Consider the following 18,337-nt stretch of genomic DNA (forward strand, 5'->3'; position numbering starts at 1 on the left):
TGGGCACATGCAACAAATATCAATCATTCCAAAACCAAAAACATACGGACCTTTAAAAAATATTCCTCATATCAAAAAAGGAGAGCTTTCTCAAACCTTTTGGCGGCTGGCAGATGAATTAGGGCCGATCTTTCAGTTTGAATTTTCAAAAGCAACAAGTATTTTTGTTTCCAGCCATGAACTTGCCAAAGAAGTATTTGATGAGAGGCGTTTTGATAAATTCATTGGAAGCAGTCTCAATAAAGTGAGAACTTTTTCAGGGGATGGGTTATTCACAAGTTGGACAGAAGAGCCGAACTGGAGAAAGGCTCATCACATCTTGATGCCGGCGTTTAGCCAGCAGGCCATGAAGGGCTATCATGAGATGATGCTCGATATTGCCACACAGCTTGTACAAAAATGGCAAAGAACGGGCCGTGATGAAGAAATTGAAGTAGCAGAGGATATGACAAAGCTCACTTTAGATACGATCGGGCTATGCGGTTTTGATTTTCGATTTAACAGCTTTTATAAAGAAAATCAGCATCCATTTATTGAAAGCATGCTGAATGGTTTAAATGAAGCGATGGATCAAGCAAGCAGATTGCCGGTCGCAGATAAATTAATGATCAAAAGAAGAAAAGAATTTGAACAAGATGTTGATTTTATGAAGCAATTAGTAGATGACATTATTCAAGAACGGAAAAAACAAGATAAAACGGGCAATGATTTACTTTCTCTCATGCTACATGCAAAGGATCCTGAAACAGGTGAACGCCTGTCAGATGAAAATATCCGTTATCAAATCATTACCTTCTTAATAGCGGGTCATGAAACAACAAGCGGATTGTTGTCATTTGCGATTTATTTTTTACTAAAAAATCCTGACAAATTAAAAAAAGCCGTACAAGAAGCAGACGACGTGCTACAAGGCGGCCTGCCGACATTTAAGCAGGTTCAAAAACTAAGTTATACGCGTATGGTCTTAAATGAAGCACTTCGCCTCTGGCCGACGGCGCCTACGTTCTCTCTTTATGCGAAAGAGGATACAGTCATTGGAGGAAAATATCCGATCAAAAAAAACCAAAGTGTCAATGTGCTGCTTCCTAAATTACATCGGGATCAAGCGGTTTGGGGGGAGGATGCAGAAGAATTCAAGCCTGAACGTTTTATGCATCCTGAAAAGATTCCACAGCATGCCTATAAACCATTCGGAAATGGCCAGCGTGCATGTATTGGGATGCAATTTGCCCTTCATGAAGCCACGATGGTTCTGGCGATGGTTCTGCACAACCTTGAATTGATTGACCATACGTCGTATGAACTGGATTTAAAAGAATCCCTGACGATTAAACCGAACGATTTTAAAATCAAAGTACGGCCAAGAAAGCAGCAATTCTTTATGGCGCCTCCGAAAGAAGAAGTGAAGAAAAGCACGGCATCCGCTGAAGCAAAAATAGCGAGTCATGGAACACCGCTATTGGTCTTGTACGGATCAAATCTGGGCACAGCAAAGCAGATGGCAAACGAATTTGCTGAAGACGGGAAAGCAAAAGGGTTTGACGTGACAACGGCACCGCTTGATGATTATACTCGAAAGTTACCAGAGTCAGGCGCAGTTTTAATTGTAACGGCTTCATACAATGGTCATCCGCCTGACCATGCGAAACAGTTTGTGGATTGGGTGACGCAGGATGAGGAGCAGGATCTATCAAACGTGACATTTGCAGTCTTTGGGTGCGGGGATCGAAATTGGGCGAGCACGTATCAGCGTATTCCTCGTCTGATTGATGAAGCACTTGAAAGAAAAGGGGCAAAGCGTGTAACGGATATTGGTGAAGGCGATGCGGGCGGTGATATGGATGAAGATAAAGAAACATTCCAGAAAACAGTCTTCGATGAGCTTGCAAAAGAATTCAATTTAACCTTGCAGGAGAAACGCCAAGAAAAGCCAAACCTATCCATTGCATATACGAATGAGCTAGTGGAACGTCCTGTAGCTAAAACATACGGTGCCTTTTCAGCTGTTGTATTGAAAAATCAAGAATTACAATCTGAAAAAAGTACCCGCCAAACAAGGCATATCGAACTTCAATTACCCGAAGGCAAGCATTATAAAGAAGGAGATCATATCGGAATCGTGCCAAAAAATAGTGCAACACTCGTTCAGCGAGTGACCGATCGTTTTAAGCTGGATCCACAGCAGCACATGATACTCTCTTCGGAAAAAGAAGCAAGTCATTTACCATTAAATCAGCCAATTCAAGTCGAAGAATTGCTGGCGTCACATGTAGAGCTGCAAGAGCCTGTGACACGTACTCAGCTAAGAGATCTTGCAAAATATACGGTATGCCCACCTCATCGTATTGAACTTGAACAAATGGCGGGAGAAACTTATCAAGAAGCTGTATTAAAGAAGCGTGTGACCATGCTGGATTTACTAGAGCAATATGAAGCGTGTGAACTGCCATTTGATCATTTCTTAGCCCTTTTACCAGGATTGAAGCCTCGTTATTACTCGATCTCCAGTTCGCCAAAGGTAGATGAAAAGAGGCTTAGTATCACAGTAGCTGTTGTGAAAGGAAAATCATGGAGCGGACGCGGTGAATACGCAGGCGTCGCATCAAACTATTTATGCGGACTGCAAGAAGGAGATGAAGTGGCCTGCTTCCTTCATGAAGCTCAAGCAGGATTCGAATTGCCGCCTTCTCCTGAAATACCCATGATCATGATTGGACCAGGAACAGGTATCGCCCCGTTTAGAGGGTTCATTCAGGCAAGGGAAGCATGGCAAAATGAAGGGAAGCCGTTAGGTGAAGCCCATCTTTATTTTGGCTGCCGCCACCCGCATGAAGATGATCTGTATTATGACGAAATGCAGCTTGCAGAACAAAAAGGAGTCGTCACCATCCACCGTGCTTACTCTCGCTACGAGGAGCAAAAAGTGTATGTCCAGCACTTCATTAAAAATGATGGAGCCAAGCTCATTGAATTGCTCGACAAAGGCGCCTACCTTTATATTTGCGGGGATGGAAAGGTCATGGCACCAGATGTCGAGGCAACACTTATTGAACTGTATCAGACTGAGAAACAGTGTGCGAAAGAAACAGCTGAACAATGGTTGACATCTCTAGCCAATGACAACAGATATGTAAAAGATGTATGGAGCTGATCATGTTGCAACCGCCACTTTGGCGGTTTTCAGCATGTAGACAAACCCTCGCATTCTTTGTCAGTCCTGCGTGCTGGTGCTCACGAATGTGAAATTCGCTCCGCTCCAGTACTCGTCCTTCCTAGGGCTGCAAAGGTTTTCTATCACACTGAAAAGAAGACAAAGGGCTAAAATAAATCACATTTTAGCCCTTTGTCAACAATCTTGAAACCGCCAAATTGGCGGTTTTTTCTGTTTTCAAAGAGAGATCGCTAGAATAAATATTTGGAAGATACAAAACACCCAATTCACAAATGAAATATTTTGTAAAAAATAAGAATATTCTCTCATTTACTCCAATATGAAACAATCGTATCATTTTTGATATAGGACATAAAGGAGGAATATGATGAAAAAGGTGAAAAAATTAATCCCTTCTCTACTCGTTTTTGGTGCTTTAAGTGTGCCTAGTTTTGCCCATGCAGCATCTGATTCAGTACTTACGTCTGACTATGACATGGTGACTTCTGACGGAAAGGTGATTTCTTCAGCTGACTTCCACAACGATATGAAAACCCCCTCATCCTTTGACAAAGTGGATGATCTCTCTTCTACTATTGGCGAAAAAGTAAAACCACTCACAAAATATTTAAAAGACTTTCAAACAAAAGTAGTCATTGGAGACGATGGTAGAACAAAAGTGACGAATACAAGAGTAGCCCCCTATAATTCTATTGCTTATATTACATTTGGCGGATCTAGCTGCACCGGAACACTTATTGCTCCAAACAAAATATTGACAAACGGACACTGCGTCTACAATACAGCCACAAGAAGCTATAGTGCAAAAGGGTCTGTCTACCCAGGCATGAATGACAGCACGGCCGTGAACGGCTCAGCAAACATGACCGAATTCTATGTACCAAGCGGATATATCAACACGGGGGCGAGTCAATATGATTTTGCCGTCATTAAAACAGATACGAACATTGGAAATACGGTCGGCTACCGCTCTATTCGTCAAGTGACAAATCTAACAGGTACAACGATTAAAATTTCTGGATATCCAGGTGATAAAATGAGATCGACTGGCAAAGTGTCACAATGGGAAATGTCAGGTCCAGTCACGAGAGAAGATACGAATCTCGCATACTATACGATCGATACATTTAGCGGAAACTCTGGCTCTGCGATGCTAGATCAGAACCAACAAATCGTCGGGGTCCATAATGCGGGTTATTCAAACGGAACGATCAACGGCGGACCAAAAGCGACTGCTGCTTTTGTTGAATTTATCAACTATGCGAAGGCGCAATAAAAAATAGGGCATTCAGCTTGTTTCCTTTACAGGGGACAGGCTTTTTTTATCGTCAAATGCAGAAAAGTTTCTTTTTTTGTTCATCACTATTTCATATTTACAAGCTATGCTGAATGAAATAAATGAAAAAGAAAGAAGAGATATGAGTGAAAAATAAAAAAATAGATATGATATTGTTGTTGATTTTACTGATCGCAGCTTTTCTCTACACCTATCAAATTTGGCAGAATGACAGTGCCAATCAATATTATTTAGCTGCAGTCAAAAGTATGTCCAAAAGCTTCCATCACTTTTTTTATGCCTCATTTGATGTAGCTGGATTCGTATCAATTGATAAACCACCCGTCGTTTTTTGGATTCAAACCATCAGTGCACTTATTTTTGGCTTTCATACATGGAGTGTGATATTGCCGCAGGCACTTGCTGGAGTGGGATCTGTTCTTCTTCTTTATCTCATGATAAAACCGGCTTTCGGTCAAGGTGCTGCAAGGGTGTCAGCGGCCGTTATGGCTCTCACACCAATTGCCGCAGCTGTGAGCAGAACAAACAATATAGACAGTATGCTCGTCTTCACATTACTTGCGGGTACGTATTTCTTGATGCGTGCTGTAAAAAGCGGGAAGATGCGCTGGCTTCTTATGGCCTTCGCTTTGGTAGCGGTAGGATTTAATATGAAGATGCTGCAAGCGTTTATGGTCGTTCCAGCATTTATTTTCTACTATTTTATTGCTGCTCGCGTACCGTTAAAAAAGAAAATTTTCTCTCTCTTATGCTCGATCGTTGTATTAGCCTGCTTATCTCTATCATGGGCAGTTGCTGTAGATATGACAGCTGAAAGTGAGCGCCCTTATGTGGGAAGCAGTCAAACAAATTCAGTGTTAGAACTTGCCTTTGGGTATAACGGCACGGAACGGCTGCTTGGTCAGACGACAGGGAAATCCTTTGGTGACATGAACCAGCAAGCAGGTATGGTGATGCCAGACAATTCTGGATTAGGCGATTCGTCAGAGGATCAGTCAAACAGAAATCAGCCGCCGCCATCCCAAAATCAAATGATGCCACCTCAACATGGTCCAGGTGGTGGTTCTCCGCCTGGAAGTGCTGTAGGTCAACAAAGCATGAATATGTATGGCACTGGGAATCCCGGTATATTTCGTTTATTTCAATCTGCATTGTCAGGTCAAATCAGCTGGATGCTGCCGTTTGCTTTGTTTGGACTTTTAGGGATGATCATCAGCTGGTGGAAGGAGAGAAAAGCTCAATTAAATGAATGGAAACAAACGATGTTTTGGACAGCATGGCTGATTCCTGCTGCCGGATTCTTTAGTATTGCGGGTTTCTTTCACCATTACTATCTCATTATGCTTGCCCCGCCTATTGCAGCACTATGCGGCATAGGAGCTAAGAAGATGGGAGATTTATTTAAGGCCAACAAAGGAGTATCTGCGTATTTGCTTCCAGCAGCAATCGCTGTTACAGCCATCTTCCAAGGGTATATTTTGAGTAACTATACGACTCAAATCAGTAGTATTTGGATGTATGCCATTGCGATTGCAGGGATGATTATCGCTATCCTATTGCTGATGTACAGAGAAAAACAATTGATCATGAAACGACTGCTCATCACCGCTTTGACAACGCTGTTACTGATTCCAGGTTTTTGGTCCGCCACCCCAATCATCTATGGTGGAAATGCTGTTCTTCCAGAGGCAGGTGTACAGCTGGCTAGTTCACGAGGAGGGAACATGTTTACATCTAGTGTCGATCAAGGCTTACTCACTTATTTAAAGGCGCATCAAACAGGAGAAACGTATTTATTTGCAACGCTTACGACTGTTACCGCAGCGCCATATATTATTGATGAAGATGAGAATGTCATGGCCTTAGGCGGTTTTAATGGGACAGATCCTATTTTGACTGTCAATAAATTAAAAGCACTTATTCAACAAGGAAAGGTGAAATACTTTTTATTACCAGACAATCAGTCATCAGCTAACAGCAAATTGGTGAGCTGGATTAAATCACATGGTACAGTCATCTCATCAGAAGAATATAAACAATCCTCATCAGCTGAAGAAGGGATGCCGTCCGAGATGTCTTCGCAAAATGAAATATTATATAGAGTAGATGAAATATCTTAAGTAGAACAAGGCGAATGATGAAGAAATCATTCGCTTTTTCTTATGAATCTTTTGCTAGGCAGATTCAGCTCATGTTTTTCACATGTCATCACGCAGCCACTCATACATTAAAAATGACTCATTTCCTTCAAGTCAACATCATTTCATCAAAAGTATGAGGAGGTCACGAGCTTTTGAAGATGAGAAAAGGCTGGATCGCTGCTGTCGTTCTTTGTTTTGTCATTTGGATGGGTGCGTTATTAGGTGGTTTTGGAGAGGATCGTTCCGCAAAAGGGGCAGATCGTTATGATCATGTGATTCAATTTCCTAAGGAACGGTATCCTGAAACAGGCAGTCATATTCAAGAAGCTATTCGAAAAGGGCACTCAGATGTGTGTACCATTGACCGAAATGGGGCAGATGCCCGCAGGCAAGAATCATTAAAAGGAATTCCCACAAAACCTGGTTTTGACCGGGATGAATGGCCGATGGCAGTGTGTCTTGAAGGAGGAAAGGGGGCGAGCGTTCAATATGTCAGTCCATCAGATAATAGAGGCGCTGGTTCATGGGTCGGGCATCAAATCAGCGGGTATCCTGACGGGAAACGAATTTTATTTATTGTCAAATAAACATAGACAAGAGGCTCCTTGAGAGGGGCTCTTTTTGTTCAACAGGAGCGTATTCGAGCTAGCAGGTACAAAAGATTCAGTGGTACAATCAATCCATCAGGTACAAAGACTGACAAGTAGAAAATGTGAAGGGACATATGCTTATGGAAAAGAACCGTGCATTATACGATTTTTTCATGCAACATGCAGAGAAACTGACTGAAACATGGTATGAATCAATTGAGGATGATGATCCAGAATCCATTTATCGTTCAACAGATTCCAGCATCATAGCAGAGCTAAAACGGCAAAATCAAGATTATTATCAGCATTTTATCCGCGCACTTATTGAAGACAAGACGTATTTACATACGAAATTTAAAAAATGGTCTGAAGACTTAGCAAGTGATCCGAAGCACTTGAACACACCATTAGATTACGTCGTGAGAGAATATATGTCCAATCAAAGAGTGGTTCTTCATTACTTAAAAGAGTTTATAAAACAGCATCAAGGTGATATTGACATTGACCGAATATTTTATTGGTATGATTTGATATCTGAGGCATTTAACATTTCAATTCATGTCTTTATTCAGCAATATGTGAAAAATACCACCAAAAAACTCGTTGCACAAAGAGACATGATTTATGAGCTGAGTTCCCCAGTCATTGTGTTAAAAAGTCATGTTGCCTTATTGCCTTTAGTTGGAGATATTGACACTGCGCGAGCAAAGATTATCTTAGAAAATACATTAAAACAGTGTTCGCAAAAAGGTGTTCAACATTTATGTATTGATTTATCAGGTGTCGTCATCATTGATACGATGGTAGCACATCAAATCTTTGATCTTGTCACGTCACTTCGATTAATTGGGGTTGATACGACCATTTCAGGCATTAGACCAGAAATTGCTCAAACGGCTGTACAGCTTGGACTTCCTTTTAATGAATTTCAAACGGCTTCATCACTTGCTCACGCTTTAGATCGTATGACTGAATTTTCATCCATATAAAAACCAGGCCTAGTGAACGGCCTGGTTTTTATTTAGATCACAGCGTCAATTTTTGTTACTTTCCACTCGTTTTGTACTTTCTCGAAAGTGACAGTACGTTTTACTTTGCGTCCATCAAGTGTTGGAACTGTGAATTCGTATGTGCGGATTGTACTTTTCTTAGAGACGAGTTTAGGTGTTGCCTTATCCCAATTAAGCATATTGTCTCCGTCACCAACTGGCACAGCCATTTTTCCTTTATGAACGATGAACTGATAGTCTTTTAAACCGTGAGTAATGGCATCTTTTGTGAAAACTTGAGATAGATAGCTGTTTAGTTTTTTCTTTGTGTCAAATGTTTTAGACAGGTAGTTGTAAGTCATATCTTTATAAGTAAATGATTTTAATTTGTAATCTGAATGCTCTTTAATGTTGTAGCCTGACATCGCACTCCAAAAGTGTTCTCTTGCATCAAGGGCAATATGTAACGCTTCTTTATTTGTCAAAGCGGCTGATTTTTTGGAAGCGGCCAGTGTTGTTGTTTGTAATGAGATCATAAGCATAATAGCGGTTAATAAAACAAATAATTTTTTCAAGGCGATTGCCTCCTTTTCTCAATGAAAACTTCTTATGTTACAAATGTTACAATAGTTACAGAGATATTACAAGTATTAAATCTAAATGTTTTTTATTTCTTTTCTTTCTATCTATATAACGTTTGAGGGAGACAAAAAGTTTTCATTTTTTTATTTTTTTCTTCCTCATTAGTATTTAACCGTTCTAAAGGAGAATAAAACGTCTTTTGGAAAGATTTCTATTTGTCTCCTCAACACTCTTTTTTTATGTATGACATATACTGTCGTGATGAATGTCTAAGAAAGTGGTGTTTAGTATGTATAATCCATATGAAGGTACGTGGAATGGATACTTGTACGATCGGCAGGTACAAAGCATGCCAGCGTTTCCTATTTCTCAAGTTGGAGGATTTCCCGGCTTGCCATTCGGAGGGACTGGGCAAGGGCAAGGTGCAGGAGGACAGTCGGTCCCGCCAGCCCCGCCGCAGCATATCATCTCGCAATATCAACAAGCAGTTTCTCAGCCTCAAAGTATGCAGCCGCTCATTGCAGGGCAGAGTGTAGGCGGAAGCCAGCAAACGGTTCAATTTGCAGCTGGATGTAATAGAAGGTGGACCATTGTGTTCCTTAGAAACGGTCAAGTATTTCTCATGTATGTTCTTTCCTCGCAGCCTTTTGGCCGTACAACGGGTTTCATATGGCCGAACTTTACATTTGGCTCGTTCCCAAGCTCTAGTATTCTTGCATATTCTTGTTCATAAAAGAAAAAGCCGGCTCTCATCAGCAGTTGATGAAATACCGGCTTTTTTTAATGAATATTTCTAAATACGCCAATCACTTTACCTAGTATACTCACATTCTGTAAAATAATCGGTTCCATTGATGGATTCTCGGGCTGTAATCTAAAGTGTGTATCTTCCTTATAAAAACGTTTCACTGTTGCTTCATCTTCTTCTGTCATAGCCACCACAATATCTCCATTGTTGGCAGTGCTTTGCTGACGCACAATGACGTAGTCTTTGTCCAAAATACCTGCATCGATCATACTTTCTCCCATAATTTCAAGCATAAATACTTGTTCATCTGGCGCTGCAAAAGTTTCTGGAAGTGGGAAATATTCTTCTACATTCTCAACAGCCGTGATAGGCAAGCCTGCTGTGACTTTTCCGATGACTGGAACATTCATTACAGCGCTCTTTGGAATATTCATTTCCTCTTCATCTAGTACTTCGATCGCTCTAGGTTTCGTTGGGTCTCTTCTAATTAAACCTTTCGTTTCTAGTCTAGCTAAATGTCCATGGACAGTTGAACTTGATGCTAGACCGACAGCTTCGCCAATTTCACGAACGGATGGGGGATAACCCTTGCTTTTTACTTCTTCTTTTATGAATTTCAGGATATCGAGTTGTCTTTTTGATAGCTTCGTCATCTTTTGCACCTCAAAACGTCAATTTTAAAGAAATTATAGCATGTTTTTCCTAACAGTACAAACATAGGTTCGAAAAAAACGTTTGACAGAAACGTTTGTTCGTATTTATAATGAGTGTCAGAAACAACGAACACACATTCTATTAGGAGAGATGACATTATGAGGTTAAAGGAATCTATTATTTTTATTGGGCTATTCTCATTCATCGTAGGCATATTTCTCTCACTTATTGCAGTCACTAGCCATAATGATCCAAATCAATATGTTAAAATAGAGGTTCAATCAGGTGATACTCTTTGGGGATTAGCTGATCAAGTAAACGACAGTAAATCAATCGATAAAAATGCTTTTATTGACTGGGTAACTGAACACAATGATCTCGCTTCAACTGACATCCAGCCTGGAGATATCCTTGTCATTCCAGTTAAAAAAGAGCATCCAGTCGTATATCAACTTGCAACAGTACAGTAGAAAGGTCGATTGAAGACATGAATGCAATCATTTATGCGAGAGTAAGTACTGCCAAAGAAGAGCAAGAAACCTCGCTTACAAGACAAGAAGAAGAACTGCTTGCTTTAGCTGCAGCGCACAAGATGAATGTAGTCAAAGTGATTAAAGAAAAAGCGAGTGGATACGATCTTGATCGTGACGGTGTTTTTGACATGCTGGCTACGCTGAAAGAGGAAGAAATCGATGCTGTTCTCATTCAAGATGAGACACGCCTTGGAAGAGGGCAGGCGAAAATCGCTCTTCTTCACTGTCTGTTTAAAGAGAAAGTCAAGGTGTACAGCGTATTTCATAGAGGAGAGCTTGAGCTTTCAGAAGCAGACGAAATGGTCATTGAAATTGTAGGCGTTGTAGAAGAGTATCAGCGGAAAATTCATAATTTGAAAATTAAGCGTGGGATGAAAAAAGCTGTTGAGCGGGGGTATCAACCCGAACTAAATTTAAAACACCAAGAGCAGGCGCCTGGCCGCGAACGTATTGAAGTACCGATTTCTGAAATTGTTCGATTAAGAAAAAACAACATGACATTCGCTGAAATTGCAGTGACATTGCAGGCACTTGGTTTTGACATTTCAAAAGCAACCGTCCATAGAAGGTACCAAGAATATGAAAAAGGGCTTGCGACTTAAAGCGTGATTTGTTGTAAAAATGACTGATATTTAGTAGTATGTAGAGAAAATGTTTTAAAGGAGTTTGTCATGATTTCTAAAGAACAGCTTGCAAGAATCAATGAGCTTTCAAAAAAGTCGAAAGAGGCCGGTTTGTCGGACGCTGAGAAAACAGAACAGAAGCAATTAAGAGAGGAATATTTAAAGGCTTTTCGTTCTTCTATGAAAAATACACTCAAAACCGTGAAAATCGTCGATCCAGAAGGAAACGATGTCACACCAGAAAAATTAAAAAGAGAAAGAGACCAGAATCTTCATTAAAGGTCATCATTTCTTGATTTTTGAAAAGATGGGAGGAATATTCTCATCTTTTTTCATATTTGTATAAGTTTTTAGGTGATCGATAAACTAAATGTGACAAAATCCTTCTTTTTCGGCGTGAAATAGTTGTGAAAAAAGGACAGTAGATTTATGATAATGGTGTACACAAGATACGGAAGGGGATTTATATGGAAACGATTGAATTGAAATCTATTGCAACAATACGTACTCTCTCCATAGACGCAATTGAAAAAGCGAATTCCGGTCACCCTGGAATGCCGATGGGCGCTGCACCAATGGCGTACGCTTTATGGACGAATCACTTAAACGTAAGTCCGCAAAATCCAAATTGGTTTAACAGAGACCGTTTTGTGTTATCTGCGGGACATGGCTCTATGCTTTTATATAGCATGCTTCATTTAAGCGGATACAATCTGAGCATCGAAGATTTAAAACAATTCCGCCAATGGGGAAGCAAAACACCTGGACATCCTGAGTTTGGACATACAGAGGGCGTAGATGCGACAACAGGTCCTTTAGGACAAGGGATTGCGATGGCTGTAGGAATGGCACTTGCAGAAAGACATCTTGCAGAAACGTATAACAAAGATAACTTTAATGTTGTGGATCACTATACATACAGCATTTGCGGAGATGGAGACTTAATGGAGGGCATTTCCTCTGAAGCTGCTTCACTTGCTGGTCATTTAGGCTTAGGCCGTTTAATTGTTCTTTATGATTCAAACGACATTTCTTTAGATGGCGACCTCGATCGTTCTTTCTCTGAAAATGTGAAGAATCGTTTTGAAGCGATGAATTGGGAAGTTCTTTATGTAAAAGACGGCAATAACATTGACGAAGTGACGGCTGCCATTGAAAAAGCCAAACAAAGTACAGACAAACCTACACTTATTGAAGTGAAAACGACAATCGGTTTCGGATCTCCAAACCGTGCGGGAACGTCTGGGGTGCACGGTGCACCGCTTGGAAGTGAGGAAGCGAAGCTAACGAAGGAAGCTTATTCTTGGACGTTTGAAGAAGATTTCCATGTACCTTCTGAAGTGTACGATCATTTCAAAACAGCTGTTAAAGACGCTGGACAGAAAAAAGAATCAGCGTGGAATGAACTGTTTGAGCAATATGAAAAAGAATATCCAGAACTGGCAGCTCAGCTGAAGCTCGCGATTGAAGGGAAACTTCCTGAGAATTGGGATCAAGAGGTTCCTGTTTATGAAGCAGGTTCAAGCCTTGCCTCTCGTGCCTCTTCTGGAGAAGTATTAAATGGCATTGCAAAGCAAGTACCATTCTTTATTGGCGGGTCTGCTGACCTTGCTGGATCAAATAAAACAACCATTAAAGATACAACTGACTTTGGCAGAGAGAATTATGCTGGCAGAAACATTTGGTTTGGTGTGAGAGAATTCGCAATGGGTGCAGCATTAAACGGTATGGCACTTCACGGCGGACTTCGTGTATTCGGCGGAACATTCTTTGTTTTCTCAGACTACTTAAGACCTGCCATTCGTCTTGCTGCATTGATGGGACTTCCTGTCACTTATGTATTTACGCATGACAGCATTGCGGTTGGGGAAGATGGACCAACGCATGAGCCAGTTGAACAGCTCGCTTCATTACGTGCGATGCCTAATCTTTCTGTTATTCGTCCAGCTGATGGAAACGAAACAGCTGCAGCATGGAAAATTGCTGTATCTTCAACGAATAAACCGACAGCGCTTGTTCTTACTCGTCAAAACCTTCCAACGATTGATCAAGCACCAGAGAAGGCGTATGAAGGCGTAGAAAAAGGTGGATATGTCGTCGTTGAAGCAGCTGATGCACAGCCAGAAGCTCTTCTACTTGCCTCAGGATCTGAAGTAGGTTTAGCCATTGAAGCGCAAAAGGCACTTGAAAAAGAAGGCATTCGCGTTTCTGTCGTGAGCTTACCTGCATGGGATCGCTTTGATGAGCAGTCAGACGAATACAAAGAGTCCGTTCTTCCTAAAGCAGTGAGAGCACGTGTTGCAATCGAAATGGGTGCTTCACTTGGCTGGGAACGTTACACTGGCCTTGATGGCGATGTGATTGCGATTGATAAATTTGGCGCTTCTGCACCGGGCGAAACCATTATTGAAAAATACGGTTTCACTGTCAGCAACGTGGTGAGCCGCGTAAAAGCAAAGCTGAATAAATAATCAGTCTCCAAGCATCATGCTTTTTTGCAGTCGGTTTGCAGAGCTTTTCACTATGCTCTGCAAACTTTTTTCTTTTTTCTTGTTTTTTTGACAAAACTAGTTTCTTCTTGCTTCATATATAGACAATTCTTTCTTTCACATTTTTGTATAATACAAGCAATAAGCGAGATTGACGAAATGTGAAAGGAAGGGATAGACATGGAACGCCATTATTATATTTATTGGATTGAGGATGAGTTTGCTCATCATTATTTTGGTAGAGAATCTATTTTGTTTCATTTGTTTGAATCGTTACACTGGACGAACCGCAGTGATGACGAATTAGTCATGCTTGTTAAGCAAGTGGATTATGTAACGAAACGAATCCCTGCTTTTCATATGCACCAGCGTTTAATGAACAATTTAACCAACATTCACTATACACAAATAGGCTCAATATACAGTGCATCGCTGCCAGATGGAAAAGGCACAGCCGCATTCATTATAAAAGACCGTTACATTCAAATGTCTGCCACAGGCAGTTATGAGGCAGAAGCTGTGTTTTTTGAAGTACTCAGAAAAATTAGTCCTTGTTTCCTGGCTATGGACTTTGGATCAAAGAAGCACGGGTGGCTCAATCCGGTAAAAGTGAGGAATTTTGTTTAAAAAAATAAAATTGAACGTGAAATGTTGTATAATAGCCTTTTGTTTAGTACACTTTATACGAGACAACATGAAGGAGGAAGAATTATGGATTTATGGGTTGTCATCCTTGTAGGCGTTGTTGCACTGCTTGCAGGAGTTGCACTCGGATTCTTTATTGCTCGTAAGTATATGATGAGCTACTTGAAAAAGAATCCACCAATTAATGAACAAATGCTTCGAATGATGATGATGCAAATGGGCATGAAACCGTCCCAAAAGAAAATCAATCAAATGATGAAAGCCATGAACAACCAAGCGAAATAATACGTACGTTATTATGATCATAGATGGAACATGGTCCCTAAAGATTGGACAAGCGATGTCCTTTCTTTATTGAAGTCACCTTCATCAGACGCATAAAACCACTGTACTTGCATGAATAAAGCAGGGAAAGTGGTTTTTATTTTGCCGTGAACCGTCCGTTAAAGATAAAACAAAAAACCCCTGTGAGCAGAGGTTTTCGTTTCTTTTATTGTCACACATATCAACTTTTCTAAAATCGTGCGGCATTTGTTTCTATCTTGAGATATCATTAGTTGGCTGAGTTTGAGTGTAAGTGTCGTTGATATTGTAAGAGGAGATGATCTAGCTGCTGGCTATGTTCGATGGTCACTGTTGATGTCATCCCATTATGCAAGACAACTTTCATCAGCTCTTCTCTTTTTTCTTCAATTTGAGTTAATAATGATGTTTTTACCAAAGTCATGTTCCTTTCATGCAAATCTTGATAAAAAGAATCGATTCTATTATATCCATTTTAAGGTTTATTTTCAAATTTAAAGGGTTTGGTATCTTGATGTCAAATTAAATTATATAAGGTTTTAAGAGATTAGACCATCTTTATTGAGATGATGTAAAAAAAATGAAATGAATTTGTCATCTCTTATTGTATATTGTAAGAAGGGGGTGTTCTTTTGTCAGATTTGAATTACTTTTTAGCGTTTGGAGCAGGGTTTCTATCTTTTATCTCACCGTGCTGTCTGCCACTTTATCCAGCCTTTTTATCCTATATTACGGGCGTTAGTATAGATGAAGTGAAATCTGAGAAGGTGATGCTGAGAAGAAGAAGTCTGCTTCATACATTATTCTTTTTAATTGGGTTCTCTCTCATTTTTATTGCCATTGGATTTGGGACATCGTTTGTTGGGAAGTTTTTCATTGAATATCAAGATGCGATTCGTCAAATTGGTGCCATTCTCATTATTTTCTTTGGCTTTATGATTCTTGGTGTATTTCAGCCTTCTTTTTTAATGGGAGAAAAGAGGTTGCAGTTTAAAAATCGTCCAGCCGGTTTTTTTGGATCGATTCTCATCGGAATGGGTTTTGCTGCTGGTTGGACACCATGTACCGGCCCGATTTTATCAGCTGTCATCACACTTGCCAGCAACAAGCCAGAGTCCGCTGTGACCTATATGATTGCGTATGTATTAGGTTTTGCTATCCCATTTTTTGTTCTTTCCTTTTTCATCACAAAAATGGCTTGGATCAGAAAGCGTCAGCAGCTCATCATGAAAACTGGCGGGATTATTATGATCGTAGTAGGGATCTTGCTGTTCTTTGATCTTCTGACATGGATCATTATTATGTTCTCATCATTATTTGGAGGATTTACGGGTTTTTGAAATCGTTTTCTACAGTCGCGGCGAATGGTTTTTTTTCGTCAATTGGAGTATATTATACATAGACTGACCTTAAAGAATAAAGGAATGATTTGATATGATGATCATAATTTCTTCTATAGTGGCGGTATGTATGGCGGTAGCCGTCATGTTTATTCGCATTAAATCATCTGCAAAACCTGCAACCGCGAAAAAAATTATATTACCTCCTATCTTTATGAGCACTGGTGCACTGATGTTTTTTGTGCCAATGTTTCAAGTAACTGGAGCTGAATTTTTAGAGGCGATTACTGTAGGGATGTTTTTCTCTATCTTTTTAATTAAAACATCGAAATTTGAAATTAGAGGCAATGAAATCTATTTGAAACGTTCAAAAGCATTTGTGTTTATTCTAATTGGCCTTCTTGTCCTTCGTATCGGAATGAAGACGATTTTAAGCTCTTCCATTGATTATGGTGCGCTCAGCGGGATGTTTTGGATTCTAGCCTTTGGCATGATTGTCCCATGGCGGGTTGCGATGTATTTGTCGTTTAGAAAGATGTCTAAACAATTAGATCTGCAGCAGGCCCAAATAAATTAAACCTCCTTTTTAAAAAGGAGGTTATTTTAATAAAGATTCATATGGTGAATGGTCGATCTTTTTTTCTTGAAGGCGCTTTAGTAGAAATTTATGATCCCGCTTCGGTGTAGCGATAATATAGCCGCGAATGATTAAGTCTAAATTAATGCTGGCCGCTTGTTCTTTTAGTGCCAGCTCGCCAATTTTACCGGCGATTTTTTCTTTGGCGACATCTCTAAACAGTTCTGGAACCGGTAAAACTAGCTCATTTAATAGCTGTTTGTCTTCATCACGCCATAGGTGCAGGCTCTTTTGAATATATTCATCCTGCCAATCAAGCTCTGATTTCCCGTCTTCTTTCGGCAATCGTTTTAAAAACTTGCGAAACATAAAAAAGCCACCGATCGCTAGTAATCCAATCATCACTGTACCCCAAAATAAAATGAACCACAAAAACCAGCCGCTTAACATGTTCTCACTCCCTATATCCCTTCTCTCTATTCTATTTTACATGAAGAGAAGGTAGAAGAAAATAACAAAAATGTATGTGTTTTTTCTCTATAAATGCCTTTTTTGATCAAGAGGCGCCCATTTACTAGAATGACCCAAACCATTTAGTAGAAATGGAATACATTATTGTATAGCGACTCTACTATTTGGCCATGGTGGTTCGCACAAGGTATTGACTTGAAACGAACGGAAGAGAGCCCGCCTGTATACAGGCGGGCTCTTAATGTTTGAAGTGTGGCATTTGAAAGGAAAATGCTCCGTCTTGACGATGGGCATCCTTTTTGATTTTTATTGATATGATTCTGTTTTCGTAATCTGTATCAATGTCTTTGTCATTCAAATAAAAAGGGAGCATGACACTTTTTTCAATTGGCTGTTCTCTTTCATCGATCAAATAAGCGAGGATGAGCTCACATCCGGAAAAGGTCAGTTTTAAATCAGTGATCGATAGGGTGGAGAGGTAGATCTCAATAATATAATCACGGCTCGTTTCATAAAGATCGATTGGGAGCTGTTCGTCATACCATGCAAAAGGATCGTCCATTAATACACTCAGCCAATCATCTATTTCAAGAAAATCAGAGGAATTCACTTGCTTTTCATTCTCCATAAACACTCCTCCATCACATCTCATAATAAATCATATGATGAAAGCTGAAATGTGTGAAAGACCTAAAACATCCCGTTTGGTCACGGGCTTAAGAGAAAATGTTTACATATCATGATGTGAATTGTGCTTTTGTCTTGTATGGTTGCGGTTTTTCACTTTTTTACTTCCTGATAGTGGCTCAGGCTGCCCGCCTTGATGCTCTTTAGGAGAGTTTTGACGTATGTCTTTCCCAGTGTTTTTGTTCGTCATCATTTCTCACTCCTTTCTTATTGGTTTTTTTTACGCTTTTTATTGTTTTGCTTTTGTTCTTCTGTTAAAACGAGCTGATCATTTTCTATATAGCCTGCACCATTTCCTTGGCTTTTGGCTGCGTTCATGCCTTCAATTACATGATTTGCTTTTCTTTTTGTCATGTTCTATCACCTCAGCATTAGTATGAACCCGTGCTGCTCAGTTTATGAAGAGTAATCATTTCCTCATGATAAGCTAAACTTATTGAATTTAATAAAAGCATTGTTATTTACTTATGTATGAATTTGTTTTAAGATGAAATTG

21 protein-coding genes are annotated in these 18,337 nt (G+C 40.0%); 14 read left to right on the forward strand and 7 right to left on the reverse strand.

Annotated features, from left to right (window positions below):
• Positions 1–7: 7 nt before the first annotated feature.
• From MHB38_RS09205 to MHB38_RS09225, 5 genes are all read left to right on the forward strand, one after another.
• Positions 8–3,151: a bifunctional cytochrome P450/NADPH--P450 reductase gene (locus tag MHB38_RS09205; RefSeq protein WP_202734427.1), complete on the forward strand. Its 3,144-nt coding sequence runs from the start codon at positions 8–10 to the stop codon at positions 3,149–3,151.
• A 388-nt stretch (positions 3,152–3,539) separates the two neighbouring features.
• Positions 3,540–4,448 carry a trypsin-like serine peptidase gene (locus MHB38_RS09210; protein ID WP_008343827.1) on the forward strand — a complete coding sequence of 303 codons (909 nt, stop codon included), beginning with the start codon at positions 3,540–3,542 and terminating at the stop codon, positions 4,446–4,448.
• Between the two features lie 146 nt (positions 4,449–4,594).
• Positions 4,595–6,589, forward strand: coding sequence for a glycosyltransferase family 39 protein (locus MHB38_RS09215; RefSeq protein WP_202734426.1), 1,995 nt, complete (start codon positions 4,595–4,597; stop codon positions 6,587–6,589).
• 227 nt (positions 6,590–6,816) lie between these two features.
• The gene (locus MHB38_RS09220; RefSeq protein ID WP_224559893.1) at positions 6,817–7,197 is read left to right on the forward strand and encodes a NucA/NucB deoxyribonuclease domain-containing protein; all 381 of its coding nucleotides are present in this window, start codon (positions 6,817–6,819) and stop codon (positions 7,195–7,197) included.
• Between the two features lie 143 nt (positions 7,198–7,340).
• Positions 7,341–8,189, forward strand: coding sequence for an STAS domain-containing protein (locus tag MHB38_RS09225; protein WP_017359585.1), 849 nt, complete (start codon positions 7,341–7,343; stop codon positions 8,187–8,189).
• 32 nt (positions 8,190–8,221) lie between these two features.
• On the opposite strand, the gene MHB38_RS09230 is transcribed toward MHB38_RS09225, so the two are convergent.
• A complete protein-coding gene (locus MHB38_RS09230) occupies positions 8,222–8,764 on the reverse strand; it encodes an IseA DL-endopeptidase inhibitor family protein (RefSeq protein WP_017359584.1) in 543 nt (180 codons plus the stop codon).
• Between the two features lie 296 nt (positions 8,765–9,060).
• Between MHB38_RS09230 and MHB38_RS09235 the strand changes: the two genes are divergently transcribed.
• On the forward strand, positions 9,061–9,504 hold the full coding sequence (locus tag MHB38_RS09235; RefSeq protein ID WP_008343821.1) for a hypothetical protein: 444 nt from the start codon (positions 9,061–9,063) through the stop codon (positions 9,502–9,504).
• A 47-nt stretch (positions 9,505–9,551) separates the two neighbouring features.
• Here MHB38_RS09235 and lexA read toward each other — a convergent pair whose 3' ends face one another.
• Positions 9,552–10,172, reverse strand: a complete 621-nt coding sequence (gene lexA, locus MHB38_RS09240) for a transcriptional repressor LexA (RefSeq protein ID WP_007499350.1) — start codon at positions 10,170–10,172, stop codon at positions 9,552–9,554.
• A gap of 159 nt (positions 10,173–10,331) precedes the next feature.
• On the opposite strand from lexA, the gene yneA reads away from it, so the two are divergent.
• The 6 genes from yneA to MHB38_RS09270 all read left to right on the forward strand — a co-directional run bounded on the left by yneA (position 10,332) and on the right by MHB38_RS09270 (position 14,748).
• Positions 10,332–10,643: a cell division suppressor protein YneA gene (yneA, locus tag MHB38_RS09245; protein ID WP_007499348.1), complete on the forward strand. Its 312-nt coding sequence runs from the start codon at positions 10,332–10,334 to the stop codon at positions 10,641–10,643.
• A gap of 17 nt (positions 10,644–10,660) precedes the next feature.
• Positions 10,661–11,308, forward strand: coding sequence for a YneB family resolvase-like protein (locus MHB38_RS09250; RefSeq protein ID WP_144740949.1), 648 nt, complete (start codon positions 10,661–10,663; stop codon positions 11,306–11,308).
• Between the two features lie 69 nt (positions 11,309–11,377).
• On the forward strand, positions 11,378–11,608 hold the full coding sequence (locus MHB38_RS09255) for a DUF896 domain-containing protein (protein ID WP_008343816.1): 231 nt from the start codon (positions 11,378–11,380) through the stop codon (positions 11,606–11,608).
• A gap of 188 nt (positions 11,609–11,796) precedes the next feature.
• Positions 11,797–13,800, forward strand: a complete 2,004-nt coding sequence (gene tkt, locus MHB38_RS09260) for a transketolase (RefSeq protein WP_135227047.1) — start codon at positions 11,797–11,799, stop codon at positions 13,798–13,800.
• Positions 13,801–13,998: 198 nt separating this feature from the next.
• The gene (gene sirA, locus MHB38_RS09265; RefSeq protein ID WP_007499339.1) at positions 13,999–14,445 is read left to right on the forward strand and encodes a sporulation inhibitor of replication protein SirA; all 447 of its coding nucleotides are present in this window, start codon (positions 13,999–14,001) and stop codon (positions 14,443–14,445) included.
• An 84-nt stretch (positions 14,446–14,529) separates the two neighbouring features.
• Entirely contained in the window at positions 14,530–14,748 is a 219-nt protein-coding gene (locus MHB38_RS09270) for a YneF family protein (RefSeq protein ID WP_003212379.1), read from the forward strand.
• 268 nt (positions 14,749–15,016) lie between these two features.
• Here MHB38_RS09270 and MHB38_RS09275 read toward each other — a convergent pair whose 3' ends face one another.
• Positions 15,017–15,190 carry an aspartyl-phosphate phosphatase Spo0E family protein gene (locus tag MHB38_RS09275; RefSeq protein ID WP_369810454.1) on the reverse strand — a complete coding sequence of 58 codons (174 nt, stop codon included), beginning with the start codon at positions 15,188–15,190 and terminating at the stop codon, positions 15,017–15,019.
• 208 nt (positions 15,191–15,398) lie between these two features.
• On the opposite strand from MHB38_RS09275, the gene MHB38_RS09280 reads away from it, so the two are divergent.
• A complete protein-coding gene (locus tag MHB38_RS09280; RefSeq protein WP_008343813.1) occupies positions 15,399–16,106 on the forward strand; it encodes a cytochrome c biogenesis CcdA family protein in 708 nt (235 codons plus the stop codon).
• A gap of 94 nt (positions 16,107–16,200) precedes the next feature.
• Positions 16,201–16,683, forward strand: a complete 483-nt coding sequence (locus MHB38_RS09285; protein ID WP_007499337.1) for a CcdC family protein — start codon at positions 16,201–16,203, stop codon at positions 16,681–16,683.
• 21 nt (positions 16,684–16,704) lie between these two features.
• On the opposite strand, the gene MHB38_RS09290 is transcribed toward MHB38_RS09285, so the two are convergent.
• From MHB38_RS09290 to sspO, 4 genes are all read right to left on the reverse strand, one after another.
• Positions 16,705–17,133 (reverse strand): DUF2621 domain-containing protein, encoded by a 429-nt coding sequence (locus MHB38_RS09290; RefSeq protein ID WP_007499335.1) that lies wholly within the window; start codon positions 17,131–17,133, stop codon positions 16,705–16,707.
• Between the two features lie 259 nt (positions 17,134–17,392).
• A complete protein-coding gene (locus MHB38_RS09295) occupies positions 17,393–17,782 on the reverse strand; it encodes an Hsp20/alpha crystallin family protein (protein ID WP_046527309.1) in 390 nt (129 codons plus the stop codon).
• A gap of 102 nt (positions 17,783–17,884) precedes the next feature.
• Complete coding sequence (locus MHB38_RS09300; protein WP_003211331.1) at positions 17,885–18,031, reverse strand: small acid-soluble spore protein P; 147 nt, start codon at positions 18,029–18,031, stop codon at positions 17,885–17,887.
• Positions 18,032–18,048: 17 nt separating this feature from the next.
• A complete protein-coding gene (sspO, locus tag MHB38_RS09305; RefSeq protein ID WP_008343809.1) occupies positions 18,049–18,195 on the reverse strand; it encodes a small acid-soluble spore protein O in 147 nt (48 codons plus the stop codon).
• Positions 18,196–18,337 lie beyond the last annotated feature (142 nt).

Origin of the sequence: Bacillus sp. FSL K6-3176 (assembly GCF_038003325.1) — a bacterium.
Classification (GTDB): domain Bacteria; phylum Bacillota; class Bacilli; order Bacillales; family Bacillaceae; genus Bacillus; species Bacillus altitudinis.